Annotated in this window: 30 protein-coding genes; 17 read left to right on the plus strand and 13 right to left on the minus strand. The window is 48.8% G+C overall.

Annotated features, from left to right (window positions below):
• Nucleotides 1–2: 2 nt before the first annotated feature.
• The gene (locus tag QUE60_RS03960; protein WP_286227353.1) at nucleotides 3–386 is read right to left on the minus strand and encodes a glycine zipper family protein; all 384 of its coding nucleotides are present in this window, start codon (nucleotides 384–386) and stop codon (nucleotides 3–5) included.
• Between the two features lie 47 nt (nucleotides 387–433).
• On the minus strand, nucleotides 434–847 hold the full coding sequence (locus QUE60_RS03965) for a gamma-glutamylcyclotransferase family protein (RefSeq protein ID WP_286227354.1): 414 nt from the start codon (nucleotides 845–847) through the stop codon (nucleotides 434–436).
• 81 nt (nucleotides 848–928) lie between these two features.
• Between QUE60_RS03965 and QUE60_RS03970 the strand changes: the two genes are divergently transcribed.
• Complete coding sequence (locus QUE60_RS03970; RefSeq protein WP_286224592.1) at nucleotides 929–1357, plus strand: CBS domain-containing protein; 429 nt, start codon at nucleotides 929–931, stop codon at nucleotides 1355–1357.
• Here QUE60_RS03970 and QUE60_RS03975 read toward each other — a convergent pair.
• Complete coding sequence (locus QUE60_RS03975) at nucleotides 1354–1731, minus strand: carboxymuconolactone decarboxylase family protein (protein ID WP_108508318.1); 378 nt, start codon at nucleotides 1729–1731, stop codon at nucleotides 1354–1356. The genes QUE60_RS03970 and QUE60_RS03975 overlap by 4 nt on opposite strands.
• 45 nt (nucleotides 1732–1776) lie before the next feature.
• Between QUE60_RS03975 and QUE60_RS03980 the strand changes: the two genes are divergently transcribed.
• From QUE60_RS03980 to QUE60_RS04010, 7 genes are all read left to right on the plus strand, one after another.
• On the plus strand, nucleotides 1777–2043 hold the full coding sequence (locus tag QUE60_RS03980; protein ID WP_286224594.1) for a hypothetical protein: 267 nt from the start codon (nucleotides 1777–1779) through the stop codon (nucleotides 2041–2043).
• Between the two features lie 22 nt (nucleotides 2044–2065).
• A complete protein-coding gene (locus tag QUE60_RS03985; RefSeq protein WP_286227355.1) occupies nucleotides 2066–2710 on the plus strand; it encodes an LON peptidase substrate-binding domain-containing protein in 645 nt (214 codons plus the stop codon).
• A gap of 2 nt (nucleotides 2711–2712) precedes the next feature.
• On the plus strand, nucleotides 2713–3165 hold the full coding sequence (locus QUE60_RS03990; RefSeq protein WP_286227356.1) for a Smr/MutS family protein: 453 nt from the start codon (nucleotides 2713–2715) through the stop codon (nucleotides 3163–3165).
• Between the two features lie 5 nt (nucleotides 3166–3170).
• On the plus strand, nucleotides 3171–4187 hold the full coding sequence (locus QUE60_RS03995) for a DUF6352 family protein (protein ID WP_286227357.1): 1017 nt from the start codon (nucleotides 3171–3173) through the stop codon (nucleotides 4185–4187).
• A gap of 79 nt (nucleotides 4188–4266) precedes the next feature.
• Nucleotides 4267–4443, plus strand: coding sequence for a hypothetical protein (locus tag QUE60_RS04000; RefSeq protein WP_286224598.1), 177 nt, complete (start codon nucleotides 4267–4269; stop codon nucleotides 4441–4443).
• Nucleotides 4444–5100: a DsbA family oxidoreductase gene (locus tag QUE60_RS04005; protein WP_286227358.1), complete on the plus strand. Its 657-nt coding sequence runs from the start codon at nucleotides 4444–4446 to the stop codon at nucleotides 5098–5100.
• Between the two features lie 53 nt (nucleotides 5101–5153).
• Entirely contained in the window at nucleotides 5154–5822 is a 669-nt protein-coding gene (locus tag QUE60_RS04010) for an RraA family protein (protein WP_286227359.1), read from the plus strand.
• On the opposite strand, the gene QUE60_RS04015 is transcribed toward QUE60_RS04010, so the two are convergent.
• Nucleotides 5823–6341, minus strand: coding sequence for an adenine phosphoribosyltransferase (locus QUE60_RS04015; protein ID WP_286227360.1), 519 nt, complete (start codon nucleotides 6339–6341; stop codon nucleotides 5823–5825). It lies immediately after the preceding gene.
• Nucleotides 6342–6358: 17 nt separating this feature from the next.
• Here QUE60_RS04015 and QUE60_RS04020 point away from each other — a divergent pair, with 17 nt between their 5' ends.
• From QUE60_RS04020 to QUE60_RS04030, 3 genes are read left to right on the plus strand one after another with little or no spacing between them, the layout of a single operon-like run.
• Nucleotides 6359–6925, plus strand: a complete 567-nt coding sequence (locus QUE60_RS04020) for a 5'-methylthioadenosine/S-adenosylhomocysteine nucleosidase family protein (RefSeq protein WP_286227361.1) — start codon at nucleotides 6359–6361, stop codon at nucleotides 6923–6925.
• A gap of 8 nt (nucleotides 6926–6933) precedes the next feature.
• The gene (locus QUE60_RS04025; RefSeq protein WP_286227362.1) at nucleotides 6934–7386 is read left to right on the plus strand and encodes a cupin domain-containing protein; all 453 of its coding nucleotides are present in this window, start codon (nucleotides 6934–6936) and stop codon (nucleotides 7384–7386) included.
• 8 nt (nucleotides 7387–7394) lie between these two features.
• Nucleotides 7395–8087 carry a fumarylacetoacetate hydrolase family protein gene (locus tag QUE60_RS04030; RefSeq protein WP_286227363.1) on the plus strand — a complete coding sequence of 231 codons (693 nt, stop codon included), beginning with the start codon at nucleotides 7395–7397 and terminating at the stop codon, nucleotides 8085–8087.
• Between the two features lie 4 nt (nucleotides 8088–8091).
• Here QUE60_RS04030 and QUE60_RS04035 read toward each other — a convergent pair whose 3' ends face one another.
• Genes QUE60_RS04035 through QUE60_RS04045 form a run of 3 tightly spaced genes read right to left on the minus strand, consistent with a single transcriptional unit; the run spans nucleotide 8092 to nucleotide 10490 of the window.
• On the minus strand, nucleotides 8092–8475 hold the full coding sequence (locus QUE60_RS04035) for a DUF2237 family protein (RefSeq protein ID WP_286224605.1): 384 nt from the start codon (nucleotides 8473–8475) through the stop codon (nucleotides 8092–8094).
• 9 nt (nucleotides 8476–8484) lie between these two features.
• Nucleotides 8485–9270, minus strand: coding sequence for an enoyl-CoA hydratase/isomerase family protein (locus tag QUE60_RS04040; RefSeq protein WP_286227364.1), 786 nt, complete (start codon nucleotides 9268–9270; stop codon nucleotides 8485–8487).
• Complete coding sequence (locus QUE60_RS04045) at nucleotides 9267–10490, minus strand: CaiB/BaiF CoA transferase family protein (protein WP_458574868.1); 1224 nt, start codon at nucleotides 10488–10490, stop codon at nucleotides 9267–9269. The genes QUE60_RS04040 and QUE60_RS04045 overlap by 4 nt, the downstream gene beginning before the upstream one ends.
• A 69-nt stretch (nucleotides 10491–10559) precedes the next feature.
• Here QUE60_RS04045 and QUE60_RS04050 point away from each other — a divergent pair, with 69 nt between their 5' ends.
• Genes QUE60_RS04050 through QUE60_RS04065 form a run of 4 tightly spaced genes read left to right on the plus strand, consistent with a single transcriptional unit; the run spans nucleotide 10560 to nucleotide 12768 of the window.
• The gene (locus tag QUE60_RS04050; protein ID WP_286226057.1) at nucleotides 10560–10712 is read left to right on the plus strand and encodes a DUF5993 family protein; all 153 of its coding nucleotides are present in this window, start codon (nucleotides 10560–10562) and stop codon (nucleotides 10710–10712) included.
• On the plus strand, nucleotides 10709–11272 hold the full coding sequence (locus tag QUE60_RS04055) for a disulfide bond formation protein B (protein ID WP_286227366.1): 564 nt from the start codon (nucleotides 10709–10711) through the stop codon (nucleotides 11270–11272). The genes QUE60_RS04050 and QUE60_RS04055 overlap by 4 nt, the downstream gene beginning before the upstream one ends.
• A 6-nt stretch (nucleotides 11273–11278) precedes the next feature.
• Nucleotides 11279–12244, plus strand: coding sequence for a Bug family tripartite tricarboxylate transporter substrate binding protein (locus QUE60_RS04060; RefSeq protein ID WP_286227367.1), 966 nt, complete (start codon nucleotides 11279–11281; stop codon nucleotides 12242–12244).
• Between the two features lie 59 nt (nucleotides 12245–12303).
• Complete coding sequence (locus QUE60_RS04065) at nucleotides 12304–12768, plus strand: glycine zipper family protein (protein ID WP_286224611.1); 465 nt, start codon at nucleotides 12304–12306, stop codon at nucleotides 12766–12768.
• Between the two features lie 12 nt (nucleotides 12769–12780).
• Here the strand turns inward: QUE60_RS04065 and QUE60_RS04070 are convergent, their stop codons facing one another.
• Complete coding sequence (locus QUE60_RS04070; RefSeq protein WP_286227368.1) at nucleotides 12781–12996, minus strand: hypothetical protein; 216 nt, start codon at nucleotides 12994–12996, stop codon at nucleotides 12781–12783.
• A 187-nt stretch (nucleotides 12997–13183) separates the two neighbouring features.
• On the opposite strand from QUE60_RS04070, the gene QUE60_RS04075 reads away from it, so the two are divergent.
• Complete coding sequence (locus tag QUE60_RS04075; protein WP_286227369.1) at nucleotides 13184–13513, plus strand: winged helix DNA-binding protein; 330 nt, start codon at nucleotides 13184–13186, stop codon at nucleotides 13511–13513.
• 2 nt (nucleotides 13514–13515) lie between these two features.
• Here the strand turns inward: QUE60_RS04075 and QUE60_RS04080 are convergent, their stop codons facing one another.
• From QUE60_RS04080 to trxA, 5 genes are all read right to left on the minus strand, one after another.
• On the minus strand, nucleotides 13516–14907 hold the full coding sequence (locus QUE60_RS04080; protein WP_286227370.1) for an MATE family efflux transporter: 1392 nt from the start codon (nucleotides 14905–14907) through the stop codon (nucleotides 13516–13518).
• A gap of 8 nt (nucleotides 14908–14915) precedes the next feature.
• Nucleotides 14916–16634 (minus strand): ArnT family glycosyltransferase, encoded by a 1719-nt coding sequence (locus QUE60_RS04085; protein ID WP_286227371.1) that lies wholly within the window; start codon nucleotides 16632–16634, stop codon nucleotides 14916–14918.
• Nucleotides 16635–16733: 99 nt separating this feature from the next.
• Complete coding sequence (locus tag QUE60_RS04090; protein WP_286224616.1) at nucleotides 16734–17096, minus strand: type B 50S ribosomal protein L31; 363 nt, start codon at nucleotides 17094–17096, stop codon at nucleotides 16734–16736.
• A gap of 120 nt (nucleotides 17097–17216) precedes the next feature.
• Nucleotides 17217–18479, minus strand: a complete 1263-nt coding sequence (gene rho / locus QUE60_RS04095; protein ID WP_108508340.1) for a transcription termination factor Rho — start codon at nucleotides 18477–18479, stop codon at nucleotides 17217–17219.
• Nucleotides 18480–18754: 275 nt separating this feature from the next.
• A complete protein-coding gene (gene trxA, locus QUE60_RS04100; protein ID WP_286224617.1) occupies nucleotides 18755–19081 on the minus strand; it encodes a thioredoxin TrxA in 327 nt (108 codons plus the stop codon).
• A 122-nt stretch (nucleotides 19082–19203) separates the two neighbouring features.
• On the opposite strand from trxA, the gene QUE60_RS04105 reads away from it, so the two are divergent.
• Nucleotides 19204–22056 carry a PD-(D/E)XK nuclease family protein gene (locus tag QUE60_RS04105; protein WP_286227372.1) on the plus strand — a complete coding sequence of 951 codons (2853 nt, stop codon included), beginning with the start codon at nucleotides 19204–19206 and terminating at the stop codon, nucleotides 22054–22056.
• Nucleotides 22057–22058: the final 2 nt, after the last annotated feature.

A 22058-nucleotide genomic window follows, 5' to 3' on the forward strand; every position in this document is an offset into this window, starting at 1 on the left:
GATCAATTGAGAACCTTATAGCCACGACCCACTAGGCATTTCTTGACAATGGCCTCTTGGGATTCATTTCCCTTATAAGCGCCACCAGCAGCTCCGATCACCGCACCGGCTCCTGCAGCCTGAACAATCTCCGTGCGATTACCGCCGGTAACAAGTCCTAGCAAACCCCCCACGACAGCACCCGCGCCTGCACCCTTCGCAGCGGTACCACCCATACCACTTGCTTCCTTGGCATAGTTTTGACATTCGGCAAGATCTTTTTCATAGCGCGCTTCGTTGACACCTTTCATGTCCACTATTGGGCGCACATCAGCGCCAGCACAGGCAGCCAGTACCACTGCTGTTAGGGGAATGAGATAGATCTTGCTTGCTTGATGAACTTTCACCTAAATCATTAAATCAAAGGCGATGGGGATCGTCAAGGATTGCGTGATCAAGCCCTAAACCGCCCACCTTTAATGCTTTCTAAGCCCCGTGGATCAAGTTGATAGAGATAAACCCAAGCGATTTGCCATTCCGATGTTCCAATGAGATGGATGGAGCGCAATACGCGTTGATATTCATGGGGGCTTGGATCGTCGGGCGAGCATTCTTCATATCGATCAACCACATCCAGTAATTGCATATTGTTTAGGCGCCAGAGCTCTCCATAAACCCAAGATTCTGCAAACTGGATTGACTCGCTGGGTCGATCCGTAGCGCCGGGATACCAGGATATTCGATAGAGCAGACCAGGCATCTGCGCTGCACCCAAGTACTCAGCACCCGCATGAAATTGCATTGCATTGGGATGACTAAAGGGGCTCATTAAGGTTCCATAAACAAATAGAAGATCGGAGCGCATCATTGTTTTACATGGAAACCCTAATAGGAGGAAGTAAAAAGCCTATTCACAATCAATCTTAATCGATCAAGAAGGTGCACCAAGATGAAAACCGTTAGCCAGCTGCTCGCAGAGAAACATCACCGAATCGAAACTATTGCTCCCAATGTACATGTGTTTGATGCCCTAAAACTCATGTTGGAGAAAGACATTGGCTCGCTGTTGGTAATTGAGTTTGGTAACCTAGTCGGCATTTTCACTGAGCGTGATTACGCCCGTAAATTAGTTCTACAGGGCAAAAGCTCACAAAATACCTTGGTGCGAGATGTCATGAGTACCAAACTGATTACAGTAAAACCAGCAGATACCCTGGACTACTGTATGCAACTCGTGACAGAAAAGCGCATTCGCCATCTCCCAGTATTGGATGGCGGCCGCTTGATTGGCATGCTATCGATTGGGGATTTGCTCAAAGCTGCACTCGCAGAACAAGCTGCTACGATTGCGCAACTTGAGGCGTATATTAATTCTTAAAGCCCCATTTCTTTAAAGACGTCTTTGGCGGTACGAAAGCTATCAATGGCTGCCGGAACGCCGCAATAGATTGCCGATTGTAAAAAGATCTCTGCAATCTCATCTTTGGTCAAACCATTATTGATTGCACCCTTAACATGCAGTTTGAGTTCATGGGGCCGATTGAGTGCAGTCAGCATTGCTAAATTAACAATGCTGCGGGTTTTGCGATCAAGGCCAGGCCGATTCCAGATTTCATTCCAGCAGTATTCAGTTACCAGCTCTTGGAGCGGTAAGTTGAACGAATCGGCATTGCGAATCGCTTGATCCACGTACTCGGCACCGAGTACCTCACGACGGGTTTTTAATCCTTTTTCAAAAGCATCACGATTCATGACTGTCTCCTTAGTAATTTACTAAACAGCAGTATAGTAATAGGCATGAACATTCGTTTGATTCCCGGAATTCTGATCATGGCAGTAGGCCTATCAGCCTGCGGAACCCCAGAGAGTGGCTTTCGGGTGGTTCAACGTTCCGACGGCATGATTGGTGTGCAGGCTGTGAAGGGCGCTAAAGAGATCGAGGCACAAGAGCTGGCAACTAAAGAGTGTAAAAAGAATGGAAAATCCGTCGCCCGTATTTCAGAGGCCCGCACCACCCACAATGACAAATTTCCAATGATTTATATTTATCAATGTCTGCGCTAGTCATACCTAGCGACCTAATCCAATGTCGATTCACACTCATACCCAAACCATTCCACTATTTCCACTGGGAACCACCTTATTCCCTGATGGAGTGATGCTGCTCAAAATCTTTGAAGTGCGCTACCTCGATATGGTCAAACAGTGTGTGCGCGAGGGTTCTGGCTTTGGTGTGGTTACCCTAAACAGTGGGGACGAGGTGCGTATGCCAGGTCAAGAGATTGGATTTAATTCAGTAGGAACCTTTGCCCGGATTAAAGAATTTGATCCGGTACAGCCTAGTCTCTTCATGATTCAATGCCAAGGGGAGCAGCGCTTTCGTGTCAAATCCAGTGAAACCAAACGCAATGGCCTGATTGTTGCCGAGGTTGATTTCATCGAAGACGATGCTTTCATGGAGGTTCCAGAGGATCTCAAAATTGCCTCTACCGTATTGGGTAAAGTGATTCAGTCTTTTAAAGAGCAGGGCGCAGCCCTTGGGAAAGAGCTGCCCTTTAGTAAACCCTATCGCTTTAACGAATGCGGCTGGGTCGCCAATCGCTGGTGCGAGCTCTTGCAATTAAGCCCTGGCCAGAAGCAATTTTTCTTAGAACAAGAGAGTCCTCGTCTTCGGTTGGATCTGATTCATGAACTGCTAGAAGAGATGGGCGTCTATAAAGCCGTTAAGTAAGCATGAGCTATTCCTACGAATGCTCGGTTTGTGGGAACGCCCGTCCCGTTACTGGCGAATGCCCATTTTGTAATACACCAATTGCACCGCTTGCACACTCCGATACTGACGTCATTAACCTAGAGCTGGATAGCCCTTCGAGCGATGAAGCCCTTGATCAACTAACGCATTACATTCGGGCTGCCAGTGAAGCGCAAATTCGGGCCTTGGTTGTGATTCATGGTTATGGCTCGAGCGGGAAGGGTGGCAATATCCGCAAAAAGGTTCGTGAGGCTTTGGAACATAATTATTTTGCGGATCGTGTGAGCGAGTATTATCACGGTGAGGATCTTCGGCATCAATCGGACTTATATCGTGACGTAATTAAGCGCCGACCTGGTTTAAAGAAGCACTTCAAATTGTTTAAAGAGGGTAATGCTGGAATGACCTTATTAATGATGCACTCACAGCCCTAAGAGCAATGCCAAACTATTGGTCCACCAGCGGTTTTGATACATTGAAAGTGAATGCAGATCACCATCTGGTGGTGACCGATGACTTTCTTAGAACCTATCTTGCTCGCCCGGAGCTGAGTCTCATTCCACAGTCGTGCGCTCAAGAACGAGCGGTCCATGAGCGTCTATTGAATTCACCACGCGAAGAAATTAGCCAAGCTGAGATTCAGAAAATCGCCGATCACGACGTGCAGGCTAACTATGAAATTTGGTTTCGCTACCGAGCTAAATTATTAGCCGCAAGCTCCCTTGAGCACTTTTACATGAGTCTGTTTCAGGGGAAGGGAGTCGATGTCCCACCTTTATTTGTGAGCCAGCTCACTCAAATTTTCCTTCGGCATATATTGGGTGAGAACCCAGACCCTTACGAACTAAGGATGGCAGAGTTCTTCTTTCGCACCCAAAAGGTCAGCATTCTGGAGGGTGGTGTTTTAATGGCAGCAGACCATGAAACGATTGAGCGAAATGCACAGGCCTCTGACTTTGGCAATATTGTTGATCTTCTAAAGAATCAATCACTGGCTGCTCGTACGATCGACTTGGATGTATTGCATCCCGATAATGCCAAGTCCTATTGGGGTCGTGATGAGTTCTATGATTTCGCAGTCCAGCTCAATTTCGATCAGCCTGCATTACCTGCCTTGGCGCGTCTTCTAGAAAAATGGATCAAGCATTTTTTAGGGATCGATACAGTGATTACCCCGTTGAAGGAGATCGCCGACTCCAAATGGGTTTGGCATGTTGGCTTAGATGCTGCTGCGACCGAGATTCTGAATGGTTTGTACCAAGAGCAGAGTCTTGATGAAAGTGTTCTTAACCGCTTAATTTGCCTCTTTAAGCTCGAATTCAAGGACCTGAGCCCAGTGCTTAGCCAGGTTCGAGGCAAACCCGTGTATTTGGGTCTGGCAATGAACGATCAGTCTCAGATTAAGCTCAAGCCCCAGAACCTCTTATTTAATCTTCCCTTAAGCCCTGTTTCGTAAACACTTTTTTCTATTCCGTCTGTTGCAGCGCAATAGAATTTAGGGTATACTATTAGGTATAAACCCTTAGGAGAAGAAAATGACTACAACAACTATCAAACCCACTTTGGCTGCCGGTTCAATAGGAGCTAGCGCCGGATCAAATTCTGGTATCTTGGCAACAATCCTTAAAACCTTGCGCATGCTTGGCAAGGCCTGGGAAGAGTCCAGAGTGGAATATAAAAAACGTGCCATCTTAGGTGGCGGTTGGGAATAATTGAAACCTGTCCGTATTGACTTTGTATCCGATATCGCCTGTCCTTGGTGTGCCGTTGGATTAGCATCCCTAGAACAGGCGTTAAAAGAACTCGGAAGTGAAGTCAGTACGGAGATCCAGTTTCAACCCTTTGAATTAAACCCTCATATGCCCCCAGGCGGGCAAGATGTCTTTGAGCATCTCACCGAGAAGTACGGCACGACCATTACTCAGGTCAAGGCCAATCAAGAGAAAATCTATCAGCGTGCTGCTGAACTAGGATTTCCATTTCATCCCGAAGGTCGCAAGCGGGTCTACAACACCTTCAATGCCCATCGTCTATTACATTGGGCCATGGTGGAATTTGATCTCGATGCCCAGCATCGTCTCAAAAAAGAGCTTCTCAAGAGTTACTTCACCTTAGCAGTTGATATGGATCAGCACGAACAGCTGCTAGAAGCAGTTGAGCGTGCTCAGTTACCAGCCGGGCGCGCTCGAGAAGTTCTCGCCTCTGATGAGTTCGCAAAGGATGTGAAAGACCAAGAGCAAAAATACCATCAGCTTGGCGTGCACTCGGTACCCTCGATCATTCTGAACAATCAATTCATTATTCAGGGTGCACAATCCCCAGAGCTCTTTGCGGAAGCTCTGCGTGATTGCGCCAATGGCGTGATCTAAATCCCAGCACTTCTAATGAATACAATGACGGTATTCATTTTGGAGGGTAGCTCATGATTCACGGAATTCAAATTAACCCACGGCACGAACCTGCCGAATTAGGCATTCATGCGCTGCGTGGTATGCCATCCACCGTGATAAGCGATATGTTGGGACGCACCCTGGTTGCCAAGGATATTCTGCCGATTCATCGCGCGCCAATGTCTGTCTGCGGTAATGCTTTCACCATCAAAGTTCATACGGCAGATAACCTCATGGTTCACAAAGCATTACAAATGGTGCGTCCAGGGGATGTGATGGTGATTGATGCCGAGGGCGATACCGGTTGCGCGGTGATTGGTGAGATCTTGACGCGCGTTGCTAAAAGTCGCGGCGTCGTCGGTATCGTTGTCGATGGTGCAGTGCGCGATGTCGATGCGCTCGAGGAGTTAGCCTTCCCATGCTGGGCACGTGGTATTAGTTTGCGTGGCCCCTTAAAGGATGGACCAGGTGCAATTAATATACCCGTCTCCATCGGCGGGATGATTGTGAACCCTGGAGACATTATCTTGGGTGATCAAGACGGCGTGATTGCCGTTCCTCCAACTCTTGCTGCAGAAGCAGCCCGTCTTGGCCAAGAAAAGATCAAGCAAGAACAAGAGATTCTCAAAACGATCGAAGCCGGAACTTATGCGGCACCATGGGTTGATGAGCTACTCATCAAAAAAGGGGTGAAGCTTTAATTACAAAGCGATCACGCAGCGATTAGCAATCCCCACTTGGCTTAAAACCTGAGAACCATTCAAACCAGCAATCTCAAGAACGCAAACCGCTGCAGCAACTTGCGCTCCGGTTTTCTGAACAAGACGCGCAGTTGCGGCGATAGTACCGCCAGTCGCCAAAACGTCATCAACGATCAGCACCGAAGCCCCGGGCTGCAAAATATGTTTACTGATCTCAAGAGTATCTGATCCGTACTCTAAGCCATAGGATTCTTGATGGATATCGGGCGGTAATTTGTTGGGCTTGCGGACCATCACGAACCCTTTATGAAGATGAGTGGCAAGTGCCGAGGCAAAAATAAAGCCCCGGGACTCAATCCCCAAAATATAGTCAAAGGAGTACTCAGTGCTAAGCTTACCTAGCGATTGAACGGTATAAGCAAAGGCATCCGCATTGGCGAGTAGGGGAGCAATGTCCCGAAATACGATCCCAGGCTTCGGAAAGTCCAAAATGCCAGGCAAGTAGTCTTCAAGCTTCATCCGTTTAGAATCCAATCATGACTATCGAACACCCCATCTTACTAGTAGTTGCTCTTAAGAATGAACTTGAGGCAATTACCATTCCAAAAAACATTGCAGTGGCATACACCGGAATCGGCAAAATCAATGCGGCTACGGTTACTCAAAGTGCGATTATTCATTATCAACCCAGTTTGATCATTAACTTTGGAACTGCCGGAGGATTGAATCCCAAGCTCAGTGAGTTAGTAACGATCGGACGTGTGATTCAGCGCGATATGAATGCGCAGCCCCTGGCACCTCGTGGCATCACCCCGTTTTGCACCAAGCCCGCCGAATATCTATCTGAGTCGGGTAAATATACCTGTGGCACTGGAGATAGCTTCGTAACCAGCATAGATCCTTGGTTGATCGAGCAGAAGGTTGATGTGGTGGATATGGAGTTATTTGCCATTGCGGCAATCGCCCATCAGCACCAAATCCCTTGGCGCTCATATAAATTTATCAGTGATACCGCCGATGATCAGGCAGGTGAGCAGTGGCACGAGAAAATAAACCATGGGGAAGAGCTCTTCTTGGAAGAGCTCAAACAGTTACTATCTTGATCGGACCCATGCTCAATCGACCCATTCTCTTGCTAACAGCAGGACTCTGCCTTCATGGAAATGGATGGGCAAACGAAGAAACCGCTGAGGTTTCCAAAACGATACGCGTCAAGCCAATTCCGATGGAAAGCGCAAAGACCATTATTGGTCAAGACTTTCGTTACCCCAGTGGAACGCCCCAGATTCAGGTCTTTGAGATTGAGATTCCTCCGGGTCAGCAAACCACATTGCATCGCCATGCCATACCACTCTTTGCCTATATCGCCAGCGGAGACCTGGAGCTTGATTACGGCAGCAAGGGCAAAAAGATTATGCGATCTGGCACCTCGTTTGTGGAAGCCATCAACTGGTGCCACTTTGGTAAGCCCCTGGGTAATCAGTCCGTTAGAATCATTGCTGTTTATCTTGGACAAAAAAATCCAGACCTCGCGATTTCAGAAGACTGTACAAAACCCGATTAGGACGATTCATGAGCACATCATTTGTTATTCCAGCCCCAGTTACTCCATCTTTGCCCGTTGTGGGTGATAGCAAGCGCTTTCCCGTCAATCGCATCTATTGCGTTGGGCGCAATTACGCTGATCACGCCCGTGAGATGGGTCATGACCCCGACCGCGAGCCACCATTCTTTTTCATGAAGCCCGCGACCGCGGTTGTGACCGATGGTCATGACATGGCTTATCCGGCTTTATCCAACGATGTTCACCACGAGTTAGAAATGGTTGTCGCTTTGGGTAAAGGTGGAGCGAATATTCCTGTAGACCAAGCCTTAGATCATGTGTGGGGCTATGGTTTGGGACTCGACATGACCCGTCGTGATTTGCAAGGCGAAGCCAAAAAAATGGGTCGTCCTTGGGATACTGGTAAAGCCTTTGATCAGTCCGCACCATGCTCGGCCTTAGTGCCTGTAAGTCAATGCGGACATTTATCCAAGGGTCGTATTTACCTGACGGTGAACGGTCAAGTGAAGCAAGACGGTGATCTTGCGATGATGATTTGGAATGTACCGGAGACGATTGCCTACTTGTCCACGCTCTTTACCCTAATGCCAGGCGATTTAATCTTCTCAGGAACCCCTGCAGGAGTCGCTGCGGTCCAACGCGGTGATGTATTGGAAGGCCATGTAGATGGCTTACCGACTCTCCAAACCAAAATTGTGTAAGGCTTTAGAGCTCAGACTGGTTCTCGAGCGCAAATAATTTGAGGGTATCAAAATCCACATGGTCAAGTGCATTGATGTGGGTACTCTCTAGTTTAAGGAGTGGTGCACAGCCATTCGCTAGAGCCTCTTGCCAGCGAGTAATGCACAAACACCATTGATCGCCCGCTTTAAGCCCCGGAAAGTTCCACTCTGGTCTCGGGGTAATCAGATCATTGCCCCGCTGATGACTAAACTCCAGAAATTCATCGCTCATGATTGCACATACCAAATGCAAGCCAACATCCTCGTCATTGGTCTTGCAGCAACCATCCCGAAAGAAGCCAGTGAGCGGATCAAACGAGCAGGGTACGAGTGGCTCACCAAAGACATTACGCACAATCTCAGGCATTTGTTCTCCTTACTTCCCTTGCCAATTGGGAGGGCGACCACTTAAAAATGCCGTTACACCCTCTTTAAAGTCTGCGCTGCCGTACACCTCGGTAATTAAATCATCGCAATTCGGTAATGAATGTCCGATCACGCGCGCCATGATGAGTTTGGATGCCTTTTGAGTAATTGGTGCTAGAGCAGCTAATTGCTTTGCAAGATCCATACTCATCCGCTCAAGATCCTCTGATTCACCAGTTTGGTAGATAAATCCCTGTGTCAAAAGCTCTTGCGCCGAGATTAACTCAGCAAGTAAGAGCATGCGTTTTGTGATTGCAACCCCAAGATGGGCCGTTAACCAGGCGATATTGCTCGGCGAGAGGGTATTGCCAAGTGTGCGTGCAATTGGTACTCCAAATTTTGCAGTTGGAGTCGCTATCCGAAAATCACACAAAGCCGCAATTGCTAAGCCACCACCAACTGCGAGTCCATCAATAACTGCAATCGTTGGTATGGGTAGTTGTTGAAGAGGCCCCAAATAGTGATCAATCATGCGCTCATACTGAACCCCATCGGCACCACCTTGAAAGGATTGAAACTGGGCAATATCACTACCCGAGACAAAGGATTTACCACCAATTCCTCGCAAAATAGCGACTCGCACAGAAGGATTTTGTGCAAGCTCTAAACAAATCGTGCGCAATTGCTCATACATCGCCTGCGTCATCGCATTACGCGCTTGGGGATGATCAAAAAAGAGATGTGCGATCGAGTCCTTAATCTCGCAATACACCCGAGCATTGATTGCATCACTCATGCAGCAAATGCACCCTGTGCGCGTAGTGATTCAATTTGATCCGAGGTAAATCCAGCCTGCTCTAAAACCTCTTGGGTATGCTCGCCCAATAGGGGAGGATGACGACGAATTTGCTGCGGGGTGCCTTGCATCTTGACCGCAAAGCCGATGTTAGGAACTTTGCCCTCCAGCGGATGATCAATCTCAATCTTCATTTGGCGATGCTTACCATGCTCGCTCTCAAAAGCCTGCGGATAATCTAAGATTGGCCCAGCCGGAATTCCCTCAGCCAACATCAGATCAATCCACTCACTTGCATCTTTATTAGCAAAGGATTTTTCAAGTTCAGTGATTAGTGCTTGGCGATGACCGAGTCGACCAGCAATCGTTTGGTAATCAGGGTTCTGTAACAGATCTGGGCGCATCAAGATGTCACAGAGTTTTTGCCAAAGCTTGTTATTCGTGGCACCCATCACGAAGTAACCATCTTTTGCTTTCACAGCTTGATAAGGCGCAGTCATACGGTTGGCCGTACCCAGTGCAATAGGAGGTTGACCGGTGCCCCAGTACTCGGAGGTATCCCAAATCGAGAACGCCAGTGCTGAATCAAATAAGGATGCATCAATGTATTGACCCTGGCCCGTGCTCTTGGCTCCAATATACGCTGACAGAGCCGCATAGACCGCAAAGAGTGCGCAGCCAATATCAGCAACGGGAACACCGGCTTTGACGGGTTTGCCATCGCCATGGCCGGTCACACTCATTACTCCGGACATCGCTTGAGCCATTAAATCAAAACCAGGACGCTCTGCCCATGGACCACTTTGGCCAAAACCCGAGATGCTGACGTATACCAGTGCGGGATTGATGTTGCGCATTGCCTCGTAACCAACACCCAGTCGTTTCATGACCCCCGGGCGATAGTTCTCCACCAAAATATCAGCGTCCTTGGCCAACTCAAACAAAATCTCTTTGCCAGCATCGGACTTCAGATTAATCGCAATGCTACGTTTATTGCGATTCATGTTCAAAAAGCCCATGCTATCGGGGCCTTTCATCTTAAAACCCATGGCACCACGGGTTTGGTCACCTGAGCCTGGTGGCTCGACCTTGATGACATCGGCGCCCATATCGGCGAGCAACATACAGCAGTAGGGGCCCGCCATGACTTGACTCACATCAAGAACCTTAACACCGGCGAGGGGTAGAGGACGATTAGTTTGGGATGTAGAGGAATTCATCATGGCATTCTAAACACAAAACCATTTTTTGTTTGTGCACATCCGTCTATTAAAATTATGAGTATGTATATGTTTTTACCTTTTGTGATTGCATTACTAGCCGCCATCTTCATTTGGTTTGAGAAGCGCGTACTTGGATTGCTGTTTGCATTCGCTAGCGCTGTGATCACGGTCGCATGGTTCTTGCATCATGCCTCCGACAAACTCAATATTAGCCTATGAGTAAGCTAACCTTACCATCGCTTAGTGGCCTGGGGAACATTGTTCTCTTAGGGGTCATTAATTTGGTACTTACTCTGGCATTTTTGGATCAATTCATCAATCATGATCTGCCATGCCCACTATGCATTCTGCAGCGCATGGGCTTTATCTTAATTGGACTGATGTTCTTGCTCAATATCCGTTCAGGTGCGCAGCCTGCGCATTACGGATTTGCCATTCTGTTTGCGATCTTGGGGTTGTCAGTCTCCCTGCGCCAAATACTTCTGCATGTTGCCCCTGATGATCTGGGTTATGGCGACACCTTCTTTCGTCTGCATTTTTACACCTGGGCCTTTGTTGGATTTGTCTCCTTGATGATTAGTATTGCAATTCTGTTAATCATTCCGGATCGTGGCACCCGCAGCCGCCATTGGTTTGCGCAGTTTATCTGTTTGTGGTTCATCCTTTTATTAGTGGGTAATGTAATCTCGACCTTATCCATTTGCGGTTTAGGTGCTTGCGCAGACAACCCATTGCACTATGACGGTATTACGCAGCTGCGCCAGTGGCTCACGAAGTAAGTTGCTTTGAAACGACTCTTTATCATCGGCGCACTTGTATTTGGGCTATGTTCTGCAGCGCAGGCGGAACGCATCTGGCCACGCGATACCATTCGTATCGTGGTGAGTTTTCCTCCAGGCGGTGCACCCGATACCTTGGCACGCGTTCTGGCAGAGGATTGGCAAAAAACCTTGAACGTAGCAATCGTTGTCGAAAACCGTCCTGGACACGGCGGTAATATTGGAGCCGATCAGGTAGCTAAGAGTGCGCCCGACGGCTATACCTTGCTCATTGGTACCGTAGGGATTCATGCGATTAATGGCGCCCTTTATGAAAAACTCTCTTACGATCCCGTTGCTGATTTCACCCCAATTACTTTCTTGGCAAGCACCCCAAACGTACTAATTGTGAGTAAGCAACTTGGCGTGCAGTCACTCAAGGACCTAATTGCTCTAGCCAAAGCAAAACCGAATGAACTGACGTTTGGATCATCGGGAACGGGTACATCGATTCATATGTCAGGAGAGCTCTTTAAAGAGATGGCGGGCGTGCAGATTCGGCACATTCCATATAAGGGCAGAGCGCAATCCCTGCCCGACCTTGTAAGCGGCCGAATCTCCATGCTCTTTGATAATTTAGCGTCTGCATTACCCTTAATTAAAGCCAATGAAGTGGTTGCGCTGGGAGTCACCACAATTAAGCGTTCCCCATCAGCCCCAGAGATCCCAACCCTCGCCGAGCAAGGACTCAAAGGGTTTGAAGCGATATCCTGGTTCTCTCTGATGGGCCCAGCCAAGTTGCCTCGCGATATTCAGATGCGGTTGAATCAATTGACCCAGCAAACCCTATCGAAGCCAGAGGTCAGAGCCAAGCTGATGAACGGTGGACTCGAGCCTAATCCTGGCAGCCCCGAGGATTTAGCCCGTTATATCCAACTCGAATCCAATAAATGGCGCAAAATTGTCCAGCAATCTGGAGCAAAGGCAGAATGATGTCTGCCAAACCCACTCCAGAAGCGTTAAATACATAGAAAGATCAACCGGAGCACTCCATGCGACTTCAGGCCTTCAAAACAATTGTTATTAGCAGTATTGGTATCGCAGTACTCACTGCTTGTGTATCCGCACCCACTGGTCCCACGATCACCATCATGCCGCGCGAAGGAAAATCCTTTGAAGAATTTAAAAAGGATGATGAGGAGTGCAGAGCCTTCGCATCTCAGTCCGTCAAAGAAGGCAATACCGCAGCCCTAAAGGAGGGGGCCATTAGTGCGGCCACGGGTGCCGCCATTGGTGCTGCAGCCGGAGCCCTGTACCAAGGCGGAAGCAGTACGAATGTTGGAACTGGTGCAGCCATTGGTATGGTTGGTGGCGCTGCAGTCGGGGCCATGGGCGCTGCCAGTAAAGAATCGCAGGCCCAAACCCAATACAACACCGCGTACCAACAGTGCATGTATACCAAGGGCAATCAAGTACCCGGTTTTAAACCGATTGGTGAGTTTAAAAAGATTCAGTAGTAATAAGATTGCTCAACTAAGAATCTGGACAATGCGCTCGCTTCCATCTTGATAAAGAAAGCGCAACTCATATTGACCCACTATCTCGGCACTCTTTAACTCTTTACTACCCCAACTCAACGAAAGCTCTAAGCCCAGTTCCTTATCTTCAACAATGACTAATTTGCTTTGATGATCGATCGCTTTAATCGAAAAGTGTTCGGAGAGAGGAAATAATTTATCAAGCATATAAATTTATAAAACTCATAAGTTTATAGAAAATATATACATATTGGTGAATACGGATTTTCACCTCTTGACAACTAATCTCGGGGGGGGGTGGAATCTATCTAGTAATTAGACCAAAAGCGATTAAACTTACCTTGGGAAATAAAGAAAGTCTTCCATTACAACGATTACTTGTGGGGACAAGAATATGGACGTCTTAGCCAATTACTTTGAGTTCGCAAGTAGTCGGGACAAAATACATGCCAAGTACAAGGTCACTCACCGCGAGTGCATTATCTTGCGCATGATCACCAGCGCCTTTCATGAAGGGCATAAGCTCACTGTGTCGGATGTGATTCAAATGAAGTCGATTGCTTCACCAGCAACATCGCATGCCGCCCTCAAATCTCTAATTGAAAAGAAACTAATTGAGAACAAATCCTGCACCAAGGATGCGCGCGTGAAGAAATTAGTTCCAACTGAGAAAGCCCTCAAACTCTATAAAGAGCTGGGCATGCTATTGGTCAAAACAAAATAAGCTTAGACCGTCACCGGCGGGTTGGTCTTTTTATAATACGCCGCAGTCTTTCTAAAAATCAATAGTAGTAGTGCCGCCGCAATCGCTAGGCTCACGCTGTTGGCAATCCAAAATCCATTGACCCCCTGCAAAATCTGGGGTGTATTGCCCAGCACATTGAAGCCCAATAGGTAGCCGCCTCCAAGGCCCACGCACCACAGTGATCCTGCATAAACCAACATGGGCAAAAACGAGATGCGATACGCGCGCAAGATAAATGCCGCAACCACTTGTACCGAGTCAACTAATTGATAGAAGCAAATAAATAAGAAGAGCGGCGCAGCTAATAATTTGACATCCGGTGTCGGGTCATAGAGATCAAGTAACTGGAACCGAAATACCCATACAAACAATCCAATCACAATGCATAGGCTACTGGTGAAGATCACCGACGACCAACCAATCTCCTCGGCGCGTTGCTGACGACCTGCGCCAATGGACTGCGAGACCAGGGTCATGGTTGCAATTGACAGTGCTAGTGGCACCATATAAATGACCGTACCGAGATTAGCAACGATTTGATGACCTGCAAGCGTGGTGGTGCCAAAGCGCGCAATGAACAAGGACATAAAGGTAAACGAGGTCACCTCAATAAAGTAACTTAGACCAATTGGCGCACCTAAGCGTAAAAGCGTCCAGATCCGATGCCAATCGGGCCAACTAAATTGCGCAAAGAGATGAAACGGCTTATAAAACCGACCCGAGAGCACAATAATGAGGGTCGCAAAAAACCACAGCCAGTTAATGATCACCGTAGCAACTGCGCAACCGGGGCCACCCATCGCAGCAACACCAAAGCCACCATAAATAAACAAGGCATTGAGCGGAAACTTGAGACCCAAGCCCACCAATTGCACAATCGTAATAATCCCTGGCCTAGAAACTGCATTATGAAAGGACATCAAAACCCGCATGCCCATGCTGGCTGGTAAACCAAGGGCCAAGATCTCTAGGTAGAGGCGTGCTTTACTCTCGAGATCCTGCTCAACCTGTGAGATCCCAAGTAAAAGATCGGCATTCAAAAGGATTAATGTGCCGACCACGGTTAAGCCTACAGCAAGCCAACCCGCTTGACGAACCTCTTCACCAATCTCACCAAACCGTTTTGCACCAAATAATTGCCCCGCAATTGGGGTTAGGGCGGCAATCACCCCTGTGAGTCCAACATAAATACTGATGTAGATCGCTGAGGCCATGGCCAGAGCTGCAAGATCCTCAGAGGAGTAGCGCGCCGTCATGGCGGTGTCTAACACACCAAAGGCAATCACCGCTAACTGGCCCACCAATAGTGGACCGGCTAATTTCAGGAGTTCAGGAACATCGTCTCGTAAGCGCGAGACCCGAAAAAATGTCATGCGTGGTCTTACTCGGGGATTACTTCGTATAAGCGCAAACGCTCATCGCGATCAGCAGCACGTCGGTCTTCCCAAAGCAGTTTGAGCTTCTTGTCATGCAGTGCGGAGAATGCCGTTGCCGTGCTGGCATTGTGGGTTAGTACATAAGGGCAGGCAGGATTGTCGGCCAAGGGTAAGCGAGTGAAGTAACTGAATGATGCTAATTGTGCCGCTCCTAAATTACTTGTATCGATACAAGTAGCATTGGCTGGCGCAGCCTGTACTAGCCGCTCAGCAACAAAACGATAGGTCTTGGCGTAGTTGATGGTGGGTAACCATAGAGTCATGAGCAGCACCCACATGAGGGTCGTACCAGATGCCGAGATAATCAAGCAGCGCCAAATCACCTTGGGAGCACGTGAGGTGCGCCACTGCACCACCCACAGCCAAAGACCGGTAATGCCAAGTGCAATGAGGAGGGTGACCCAACTAAATTGAACCTCAAAACCAGGAATATAACGTGCCACATTATCAGCAGTGCTTGCCGGAAAGCCCGTGGTCTTAGCAAGCCAAATCAGCCAAATGGCGATTGCAATAATCGTAAAGCTCAGCATTGCAAACCAGTCAATAAAACTAATGACACTACGTCGCAAAATGGGAAGGCTAAAGGCAGCCAAGATGGCCATTGGTGGAATGAGGATGATTAAATCATGCTCATTCGCTTCCACCCGAAATAGCACATAGATAAGTCCAGCGAGTAACAAACCTAAGGGAATGCATAAATGGGGCGCGCGCCACGCGCCAGCATCCTCATGTCGCACCCAGTGCACGAGGGCGACTAAGGCCAGCGGCCAGACCGGCCATGCGTATGCCCAAAAGTTGACTCCCATAAACTGTAAGGAGTTCCATGCAATGTAGCGATGCATGGGCGGTGTTTGTGCCCAAGCCTGGAGTGCCACTTCTTGTACTGCTGGAGAAACGGCAAAGACTTGCCATAAGAGTGGCCAAATACCAATCCCCACAATCGCAATGACCAGCGAACTCAGTGTCCACCGAAATCGTAGTTTTACCTGACAGAAGAAAACAGCCAGTGCGGTTGCTATCGCAATCAATGTAGTTAAAGCCCAGTTACTTGAGAGACCCAAAATGACTAATCCGAGGCCAGTCCATGCGCCACCTTGCCAAGGTTTATCAAGGCCACGGATAGTGCCATACATCACAATTGATAAACCCATGAGTTGCGCCATCATCGGCGTGGTCTCGTGAGTTCGCTGGGCCAGGCCCACACATGCCAAGAAAATGAGGAGCGCCCCATCGGCTAAGGTCATCCCGTAGTCGCGGGTATTGGGTTGGCCACCCAGCGCAAAACTCATGGGTTGTACTTCTTTACGACGCCCTAAGAGATAACACGCATACCAAATGGCAATTGCGGTCACGAAGAAGCACAGTGCTGAGTAAAGACGTGCCGCATTGCTATCACCAATCCATGAGCCAAACAAATCCATCAAGCTCGCACCCAGCCAGTAGGGTAGTGGTGCCCCCATCGATTGCTCACGTCCAGCGAGAGAGGGGATTAGCCAATCCTGCCAAGAGCTGGTATGCAGATGCCACATCACACCAAACCCAATCGAGTCTTCGTTTTTCCAGGGATCACGACCAAAAAGCCCGGCCAAGCCGTAGACGATTGTGAGTGCAAAGATCACAATCCGAGGAATGGATGCTGTGGCAGCGGCAGTCAGTTTGACCATACTAGTTCATCGTATCCCTGAATACTATCTTGATCCACATTCCCAGAAATAACAAAGGCAGCGTCTGCTGCCTTCGGTAACACAAACCACCTAAGGTGATTACTTCGCTTTCTTGCTGGCCACTTTCTTTGCAGCAGGCTCTGCTTTTTTCGCCTCAGCGGCAGCAGCACGCTTCTCAGCGGTCTTGGCAGCGCCATCACCGGTTGCCTTGGCAGCCGCTTTGCCACCAAACTTCTGACGGAACTTCTCAACACGACCAGCAGTGTCAATAATCTTCTGGGTACCTGTAAAGAAAGGATGCGACTCCGAGGAGGTCTCAATCTTTGCTAATGGATACTCTTGACCGTCTTCCCACTTAATCGTCTCTTTGGTGATGATGGTGGAGCGGGTTTTGAAGCTGAAGTTGTTGGAAACATCTAAAAAAACAACTTCGCGGTAATCAGGGTGAATGCCTTGTTTCATAATCAATATCCTTGGAACGGGTAGCCGTTGTGCGTCACGCGTGATCCCACAATACTTGCCCAGGGTTTAATACAGCAAAAGCGAGATTATGCCACAAAATCAACGCTTAAGCTCCAATGGCTAGCCGCCTCGGCGCATCAACTCAAAGAACTCGGCATTATTCTTGGTGGACTTGAGCTTGTCGACAATGAAGTTCATAGCCTCAATCTCATCCATATCGGCCAGAAGCTTACGTAAGACCCAGATTTTCTGGAGGTTTTCTGGCTTGACGAGGAGCTCCTCACGACGGGTGCCTGATTTATTGAGGTTAATGGCGGGGTAAACACGGCGCTCGGCTAAGCGACGCTCTAAATGGACCTCCATATTGCCAGTGCCCTTGAACTCTTCATAGATCAAATCGTCCATGCGACTACCGGTTTCAATCAGCGCAGTTGCCAAAATGGTGAGCGAGCCACCTTCTTCGATATTACGAGCAGCACCAAAGAAACGCTTAGGACGTTGCAAGGCATTGGCGTCGACACCACCGGAGAGCACTTTGCCTGAGGAGGGAACTACCGTGTTGTACGCACGCGCTAAACGAGTAATTGAGTCCAACAAAATAATCACATCTTTTTTCATTTCCACCAGACGCTTGGCTTTCTCGATCACCATTTCAGCAACCTGAACGTGACGAACGGCTGGCTCATCAAAGGTGGAAGCAACTACTTCGCCGCGGACGGAGCGCTGCATCTCAGTCACTTCCTCAGGACGCTCATCGACCAAGAGAACAATCAAGATCGCATCGGGATAATTTTGAGAGATCGCATGAGCCACATGCTGCATCATCACGGTCTTACCAGACTTGGGAGATGCCACGATCAGGCCACGCTGACCAAAACCAATCGGCGAGATCATATCGATAATGCGACCGGTGAGATTCTCTTCGGCCTTGATATCGCGCTCAAGAGCGATATTGCGATTGGGGTGAAGCGGTGTGAGGTTCTCAAACATGATGCGATTTTTGAGATCCTCAGGCGCCATGCCATTGATCTTGTCGACCTTCACCAAAGCAAAGTAACGCTCACCCTCTTTGGGGGTGCGCACTTCACCCTCGATACTGTCACCCGTGTGTAAGTTAAAACGACGGATCTGTGCAGGGGAGATATAAATATCATCGGGAGACGCCATATAAGACGACTCGGGGGAGCGCAAGAATCCAAAGCCATCGGGTAATACTTCTAAGACGCCATCGCCAAAAACTTGTTCGCCGGCCTTAGCCCGCTTCTTCAGAATGGCAAACATCAGCTCTTGTTTGCGCATCCGTTGGGTATTTTCAATCTCGAGGCTTGCTGCCATTTCGAGGAGTTGAGAGACGTGGAGTACTTTGAGTTCAGTTAATTGCATGATGTGTGCTTAGGATAAAACTAGAAAAGAAAAAAAATAAGATAAAAGTGGAGGGTGCCGATCAGGCGAGAAAAACGATCAACGGAAAAAAGCGTTACGGTGAATTAGTCGTTTGAAATGGGATTAAATTTGGGGATGGCCTTAAAGAGACCTTTATTGAAACTAGATACTACACTAAAAAATGGCAAAACACGTAATTTTTGCCACTCCTCAAAGACGGAAAGGGTCTAGCTCGAATTGTGAGCCTGACCCCAGCCATACTAAAACCACTTCAATTACAGATTGCTATCAATGAATGCCGTGAGTTGCGACTTGGCGAGAGCACCGACTTTTTGAGCTGCGACCGTGCCATTTTTAAACAAAATGAGTGTCGGGATTCCCCGAATATTGAACTGGGCTGGAACGCCTTGGTTCTCGTCCACGTTCATCTTGGCAATTTGGATGCGATCACCGTATTCAGTCGAGAGCTCTTCCAAAATGGGCCCAATCATCTTGCAAGGACCGCACCACTCGGCCCAAAAGTCGAGGAGAACGGGTTTATCAGACTTGAGAACATCCTGTTCAAACGATGCATCACTTACTTGTTTAATGCCGGCACTCATGAAAATTCCTTATGGTTTAAATGGATGGAATAACTCAGCAAACGGTCATTCCAAACCCTATATTATCAATAAGCCACGATTCATGCCAAAACTTGCTCCTGCCCCTAAGTGAACCCGTTGTTATGCAAACGTATTCGATCACTCCGAACCAAGATGCGTTAGCGCAAATCGCGAAGCAAATCTGGGCAATTGCAGCGGCAAGCGATGCGCGCCCCCTGGTCATTTTGCCCACAGCTGGACCCAATCTCAGTTTGCGCTTGGCGTTGGAGAGCAGTCGTCCCTCAAACACCATGCTATTACCCGAGGTACATAGTTTGGCTGATTGGCTTGCGCTGACTCCAGATGGATTGCGCCTACCACAGCCACAGTCGAACACGGAACGAGTCTTGCAAACCTATGCCTCGATTGAGACCCATCCCAATCTGCGCGAGTGGTTTACTGCCGAAGGAGAGGGGGGCGCTTGGAGCTTGGCCAATGCCATTGTTAGTGCCTGTGATCTGCTATCGCAAAGCGTCGTTCCGCAATTGGCCTGGAGCATCGATCATTTGGAGCTCGAACACGGGATTGAGCAGGTACAAATCAAGCTAAGCCAAGCAATAGCAGACGCCTATCCACAACTAGCCCAAGAGCTTGTAAGCAAAGAGTCCGCAGTTCTTTTGGCATTCTGGCGTTATCTCAGCTCCGTGCGTGATCCCGTCATCACCCAGCATCTCGCACTGGTATCCCATCTGCAGCAATGGCAAATCAACCCAAAGACACGTCGACCCTTGATTTGGATTGAGACCATCGAAGAGAATGATGCGCAAGCCCGCGCGCATCAGGTGTTTCTTGATCATTGTGAAGCGTTCATCCCGGTGCACCGATTTGTGATGGATTGGACTGAGGTTGGCCTATGGCCCGAGACCATGGAGTTTGATGCATCGCTCGACGGGCAACTGCAAATCAATCGGTCAGCGCTCAATCAAAAACACATTACCTGCCAAAGCGCAAAACGCTTTGAGGACCTTGCGTGGGAGGCAACGCATTGTATTGAGGGCCATTTACAGGCAGGACGTACTCAAATTGCTCTCGTGGCACAAGACCGACTATTGGCACGCCGCACCCGCGCTTTGCTGGCACGTCTTGGTCCTGGTTTATCCATCGACGACGAAACAGGTTGGAAACTCTCGACCACGCGCGCAGCCGCAGCGCTTCATGCTTGGCTTGAGTTATTGCGTTGTCCACCTCAAGGGCCGAGCGCGATCACCTTACTGGAGTTCCTCAAAAACCCATTTCTCAATCTCAGTGGCTTGCTGAACGCTACGCCTGAGGAAATCGGATTACTCATTAGTGAACTCGAGAGCATGTTGTTGCTCAAGCAGGCGAGAGCTTCGTGGGTTAGTTTCTATTTAGCAATCGAAGCGGGAGCAAGCTCCGAGTTTGACCCACGCTTACATCACCTATTACAGTCCATTCGAGAGCGGGTAAGTATTTGGCAGAACCCCAAGATGCAAAATCTGCCGTCTGCGAGAGCCCTTGCACAACTGCGAGATGATTTGTCCTACTTTGGAATGCGTCAGCAATTTGAGGATGATGCTGCTGGCTTACAGTTACTTGCCATGCTCGACAAACTGGGCTTAGAGCAAGCTCAGCTTCCAACGCTACGAATGCCCCTGGCCGAATGGATTATCTTTTTAAAGACCCGAATGGAAGAAGAGGTGTACCGCGAGCAGGGCAGTGATGCATCGGCACGCGTGACCATCTTGCCACTCAGTGCAACTCGATTGCGCCGCTTTGATGCCGTGGTGATGGTTGGTTGCGATGAACGCCAACTGCCAAGTTATGGCGAGACCCCACTATTTTTCTCGGAGAGTCTAAGTCAGACTCTCGGTGGTACCGATATTGCTCGGCAATATCGTCAACAGGCGCGGGATCTCTCACAACTCTTTGCCTCATATTCCTATATTGATCTGTTATGGCTAACCGAGGGTGCTAGTGGTGAGCCCTTGCGCGCATCCCCTTGGATCGTACGCTTACAAGAAGATCTTCCGCAACTTGCAACCCGTGAATCTAGTCGCTTTGCACGATCCGCTGTAGGAACACCGATGACCATGGCGCAGGCAAATCGACTCGATGGACTACCCATGCCAACGCGCATGAGCCCGAGTGCGTATCGGGCACTGCGGGCTTGCCCGTATCAGTACTATGTGCGTAGTCTCTTAGGTCTTCGTAAACGCAAGGATCTTGATGACGAGCTCGATGCATCGGTGATTGGTCAAACCTTGCATCAAATACTGCGCAATTTTTTCCAGGAACTCAAAAGTACCGAGGCTCGCGACGCCCAGATCAACGATGATTTGCAGTTCCGTAAAGATTGGATGATCACGCGCCTGATGCGCGCTTCTGAGCAAGGTTTTAGTCGCTTACTGGAGGGTGATCAGCGGGTCTTAGGGCATTTGCGGGATTGGCAAAAACAAATTCCCAGTTTTGTGGAATGGCAACTGGAACGGGAGTCACAGGGTTGGCGTTTTCATGATGCCGAACGCAAACTTGGCTTTGAGTTCAATTTCTTGGACAAGCATGGGCAATTCCATCAAATTCAGATTGAGGGCTACGCTGACCGGATTGATGTTAAGCCCAATACATCATCACTCGCGATCCTGGACTATAAGCACCAGAGCCGCGAGAAGGTGTTGGAGCGTGGCACGCAACTGATGGATGACCCCCAGTTACTGCTATATGCCAAAGCGCTATCCACACAAGGTCCGATCGAGCAATTGGATTGGGTTTCTCTAAAAATGAACCTCAAGAAAAAAGGTGCAAACCAACGCTCCGTTGGGATTTCAGAGATACCGCTCGCGATGCAACAGCTTGATGCGCAGTTGCAAAATGATTTAAGGAGCGTGTGGTCTGGAGACGCCATGCAGGCCTTTGCACCCGAGAGTACTTGTCTTTATTGCGATGCCCGGGGTATTTGCCGTAAAGGGATGTGGTGAGT

Origin of the sequence: Polynucleobacter sp. HIN11 (genome assembly GCF_030297675.1) — a bacterium.
GTDB lineage: Bacteria > Pseudomonadota > Gammaproteobacteria > Burkholderiales > Burkholderiaceae > Polynucleobacter.

What these genes read in the sequence shown, in the direction of transcription:
- QUE60_RS03965 (WP_286227354.1), bottom strand. Translation starts at nt 847, where the DNA reads ATGATGCGCTCCGATCTTCTATTTGTTTATGGAACCTTAATGAGCCCC.
- QUE60_RS03970 (WP_286224592.1), top strand. Translation starts at nt 929, where the DNA reads ATGAAAACCGTTAGCCAGCTGCTCGCAGAGAAACATCACCGAATCGAA.
- QUE60_RS03975 (WP_108508318.1), bottom strand. Translation starts at nt 1,731, where the DNA reads ATGAATCGTGATGCTTTTGAAAAAGGATTAAAAACCCGTCGTGAGGTA.
- QUE60_RS03980 (WP_286224594.1), top strand. Translation starts at nt 1,777, where the DNA reads ATGAACATTCGTTTGATTCCCGGAATTCTGATCATGGCAGTAGGCCTA.
- QUE60_RS03985 (WP_286227355.1), top strand. Translation starts at nt 2,066, where the DNA reads ATGTCGATTCACACTCATACCCAAACCATTCCACTATTTCCACTGGGA.
- QUE60_RS03990 (WP_286227356.1), top strand. Translation starts at nt 2,713, where the DNA reads ATGAGCTATTCCTACGAATGCTCGGTTTGTGGGAACGCCCGTCCCGTT.
- QUE60_RS03995 (WP_286227357.1), top strand. Translation starts at nt 3,171, where the DNA reads ATGCCAAACTATTGGTCCACCAGCGGTTTTGATACATTGAAAGTGAAT.
- QUE60_RS04000 (WP_286224598.1), top strand. Translation starts at nt 4,267, where the DNA reads ATGACTACAACAACTATCAAACCCACTTTGGCTGCCGGTTCAATAGGA.
- QUE60_RS04010 (WP_286227359.1), top strand. Translation starts at nt 5,154, where the DNA reads ATGATTCACGGAATTCAAATTAACCCACGGCACGAACCTGCCGAATTA.
- QUE60_RS04015 (WP_286227360.1), bottom strand. Translation starts at nt 6,341, where the DNA reads ATGAAGCTTGAAGACTACTTGCCTGGCATTTTGGACTTTCCGAAGCCT.
- QUE60_RS04020 (WP_286227361.1), top strand. Translation starts at nt 6,359, where the DNA reads ATGACTATCGAACACCCCATCTTACTAGTAGTTGCTCTTAAGAATGAA.
- QUE60_RS04025 (WP_286227362.1), top strand. Translation starts at nt 6,934, where the DNA reads ATGCTCAATCGACCCATTCTCTTGCTAACAGCAGGACTCTGCCTTCAT.
- QUE60_RS04030 (WP_286227363.1), top strand. Translation starts at nt 7,395, where the DNA reads ATGAGCACATCATTTGTTATTCCAGCCCCAGTTACTCCATCTTTGCCC.
- QUE60_RS04035 (WP_286224605.1), bottom strand. Translation starts at nt 8,475, where the DNA reads ATGCCTGAGATTGTGCGTAATGTCTTTGGTGAGCCACTCGTACCCTGC.
- QUE60_RS04040 (WP_286227364.1), bottom strand. Translation starts at nt 9,270, where the DNA reads ATGAGTGATGCAATCAATGCTCGGGTGTATTGCGAGATTAAGGACTCG.
- QUE60_RS04045 (WP_458574868.1), bottom strand. Translation starts at nt 10,490, where the DNA reads ATGAATTCCTCTACATCCCAAACTAATCGTCCTCTACCCCTCGCCGGT.
- QUE60_RS04050 (WP_286226057.1), top strand. Translation starts at nt 10,560, where the DNA reads ATGTTTTTACCTTTTGTGATTGCATTACTAGCCGCCATCTTCATTTGG.
- QUE60_RS04055 (WP_286227366.1), top strand. Translation starts at nt 10,709, where the DNA reads ATGAGTAAGCTAACCTTACCATCGCTTAGTGGCCTGGGGAACATTGTT.
- QUE60_RS04065 (WP_286224611.1), top strand. Translation starts at nt 12,304, where the DNA reads ATGCGACTTCAGGCCTTCAAAACAATTGTTATTAGCAGTATTGGTATC.
- QUE60_RS04070 (WP_286227368.1), bottom strand. Translation starts at nt 12,996, where the DNA reads ATGCTTGATAAATTATTTCCTCTCTCCGAACACTTTTCGATTAAAGCG.
- QUE60_RS04075 (WP_286227369.1), top strand. Translation starts at nt 13,184, where the DNA reads ATGGACGTCTTAGCCAATTACTTTGAGTTCGCAAGTAGTCGGGACAAA.
- QUE60_RS04080 (WP_286227370.1), bottom strand. Translation starts at nt 14,907, where the DNA reads ATGACATTTTTTCGGGTCTCGCGCTTACGAGACGATGTTCCTGAACTC.
- QUE60_RS04085 (WP_286227371.1), bottom strand. Translation starts at nt 16,634, where the DNA reads ATGGTCAAACTGACTGCCGCTGCCACAGCATCCATTCCTCGGATTGTG.
- QUE60_RS04090 (WP_286224616.1), bottom strand. Translation starts at nt 17,096, where the DNA reads ATGAAACAAGGCATTCACCCTGATTACCGCGAAGTTGTTTTTTTAGAT.
- rho (WP_108508340.1), bottom strand. Translation starts at nt 18,479, where the DNA reads ATGCAATTAACTGAACTCAAAGTACTCCACGTCTCTCAACTCCTCGAA.
- trxA (WP_286224617.1), bottom strand. Translation starts at nt 19,081, where the DNA reads ATGAGTGCCGGCATTAAACAAGTAAGTGATGCATCGTTTGAACAGGAT.
- QUE60_RS04105 (WP_286227372.1), top strand. Translation starts at nt 19,204, where the DNA reads ATGCAAACGTATTCGATCACTCCGAACCAAGATGCGTTAGCGCAAATC.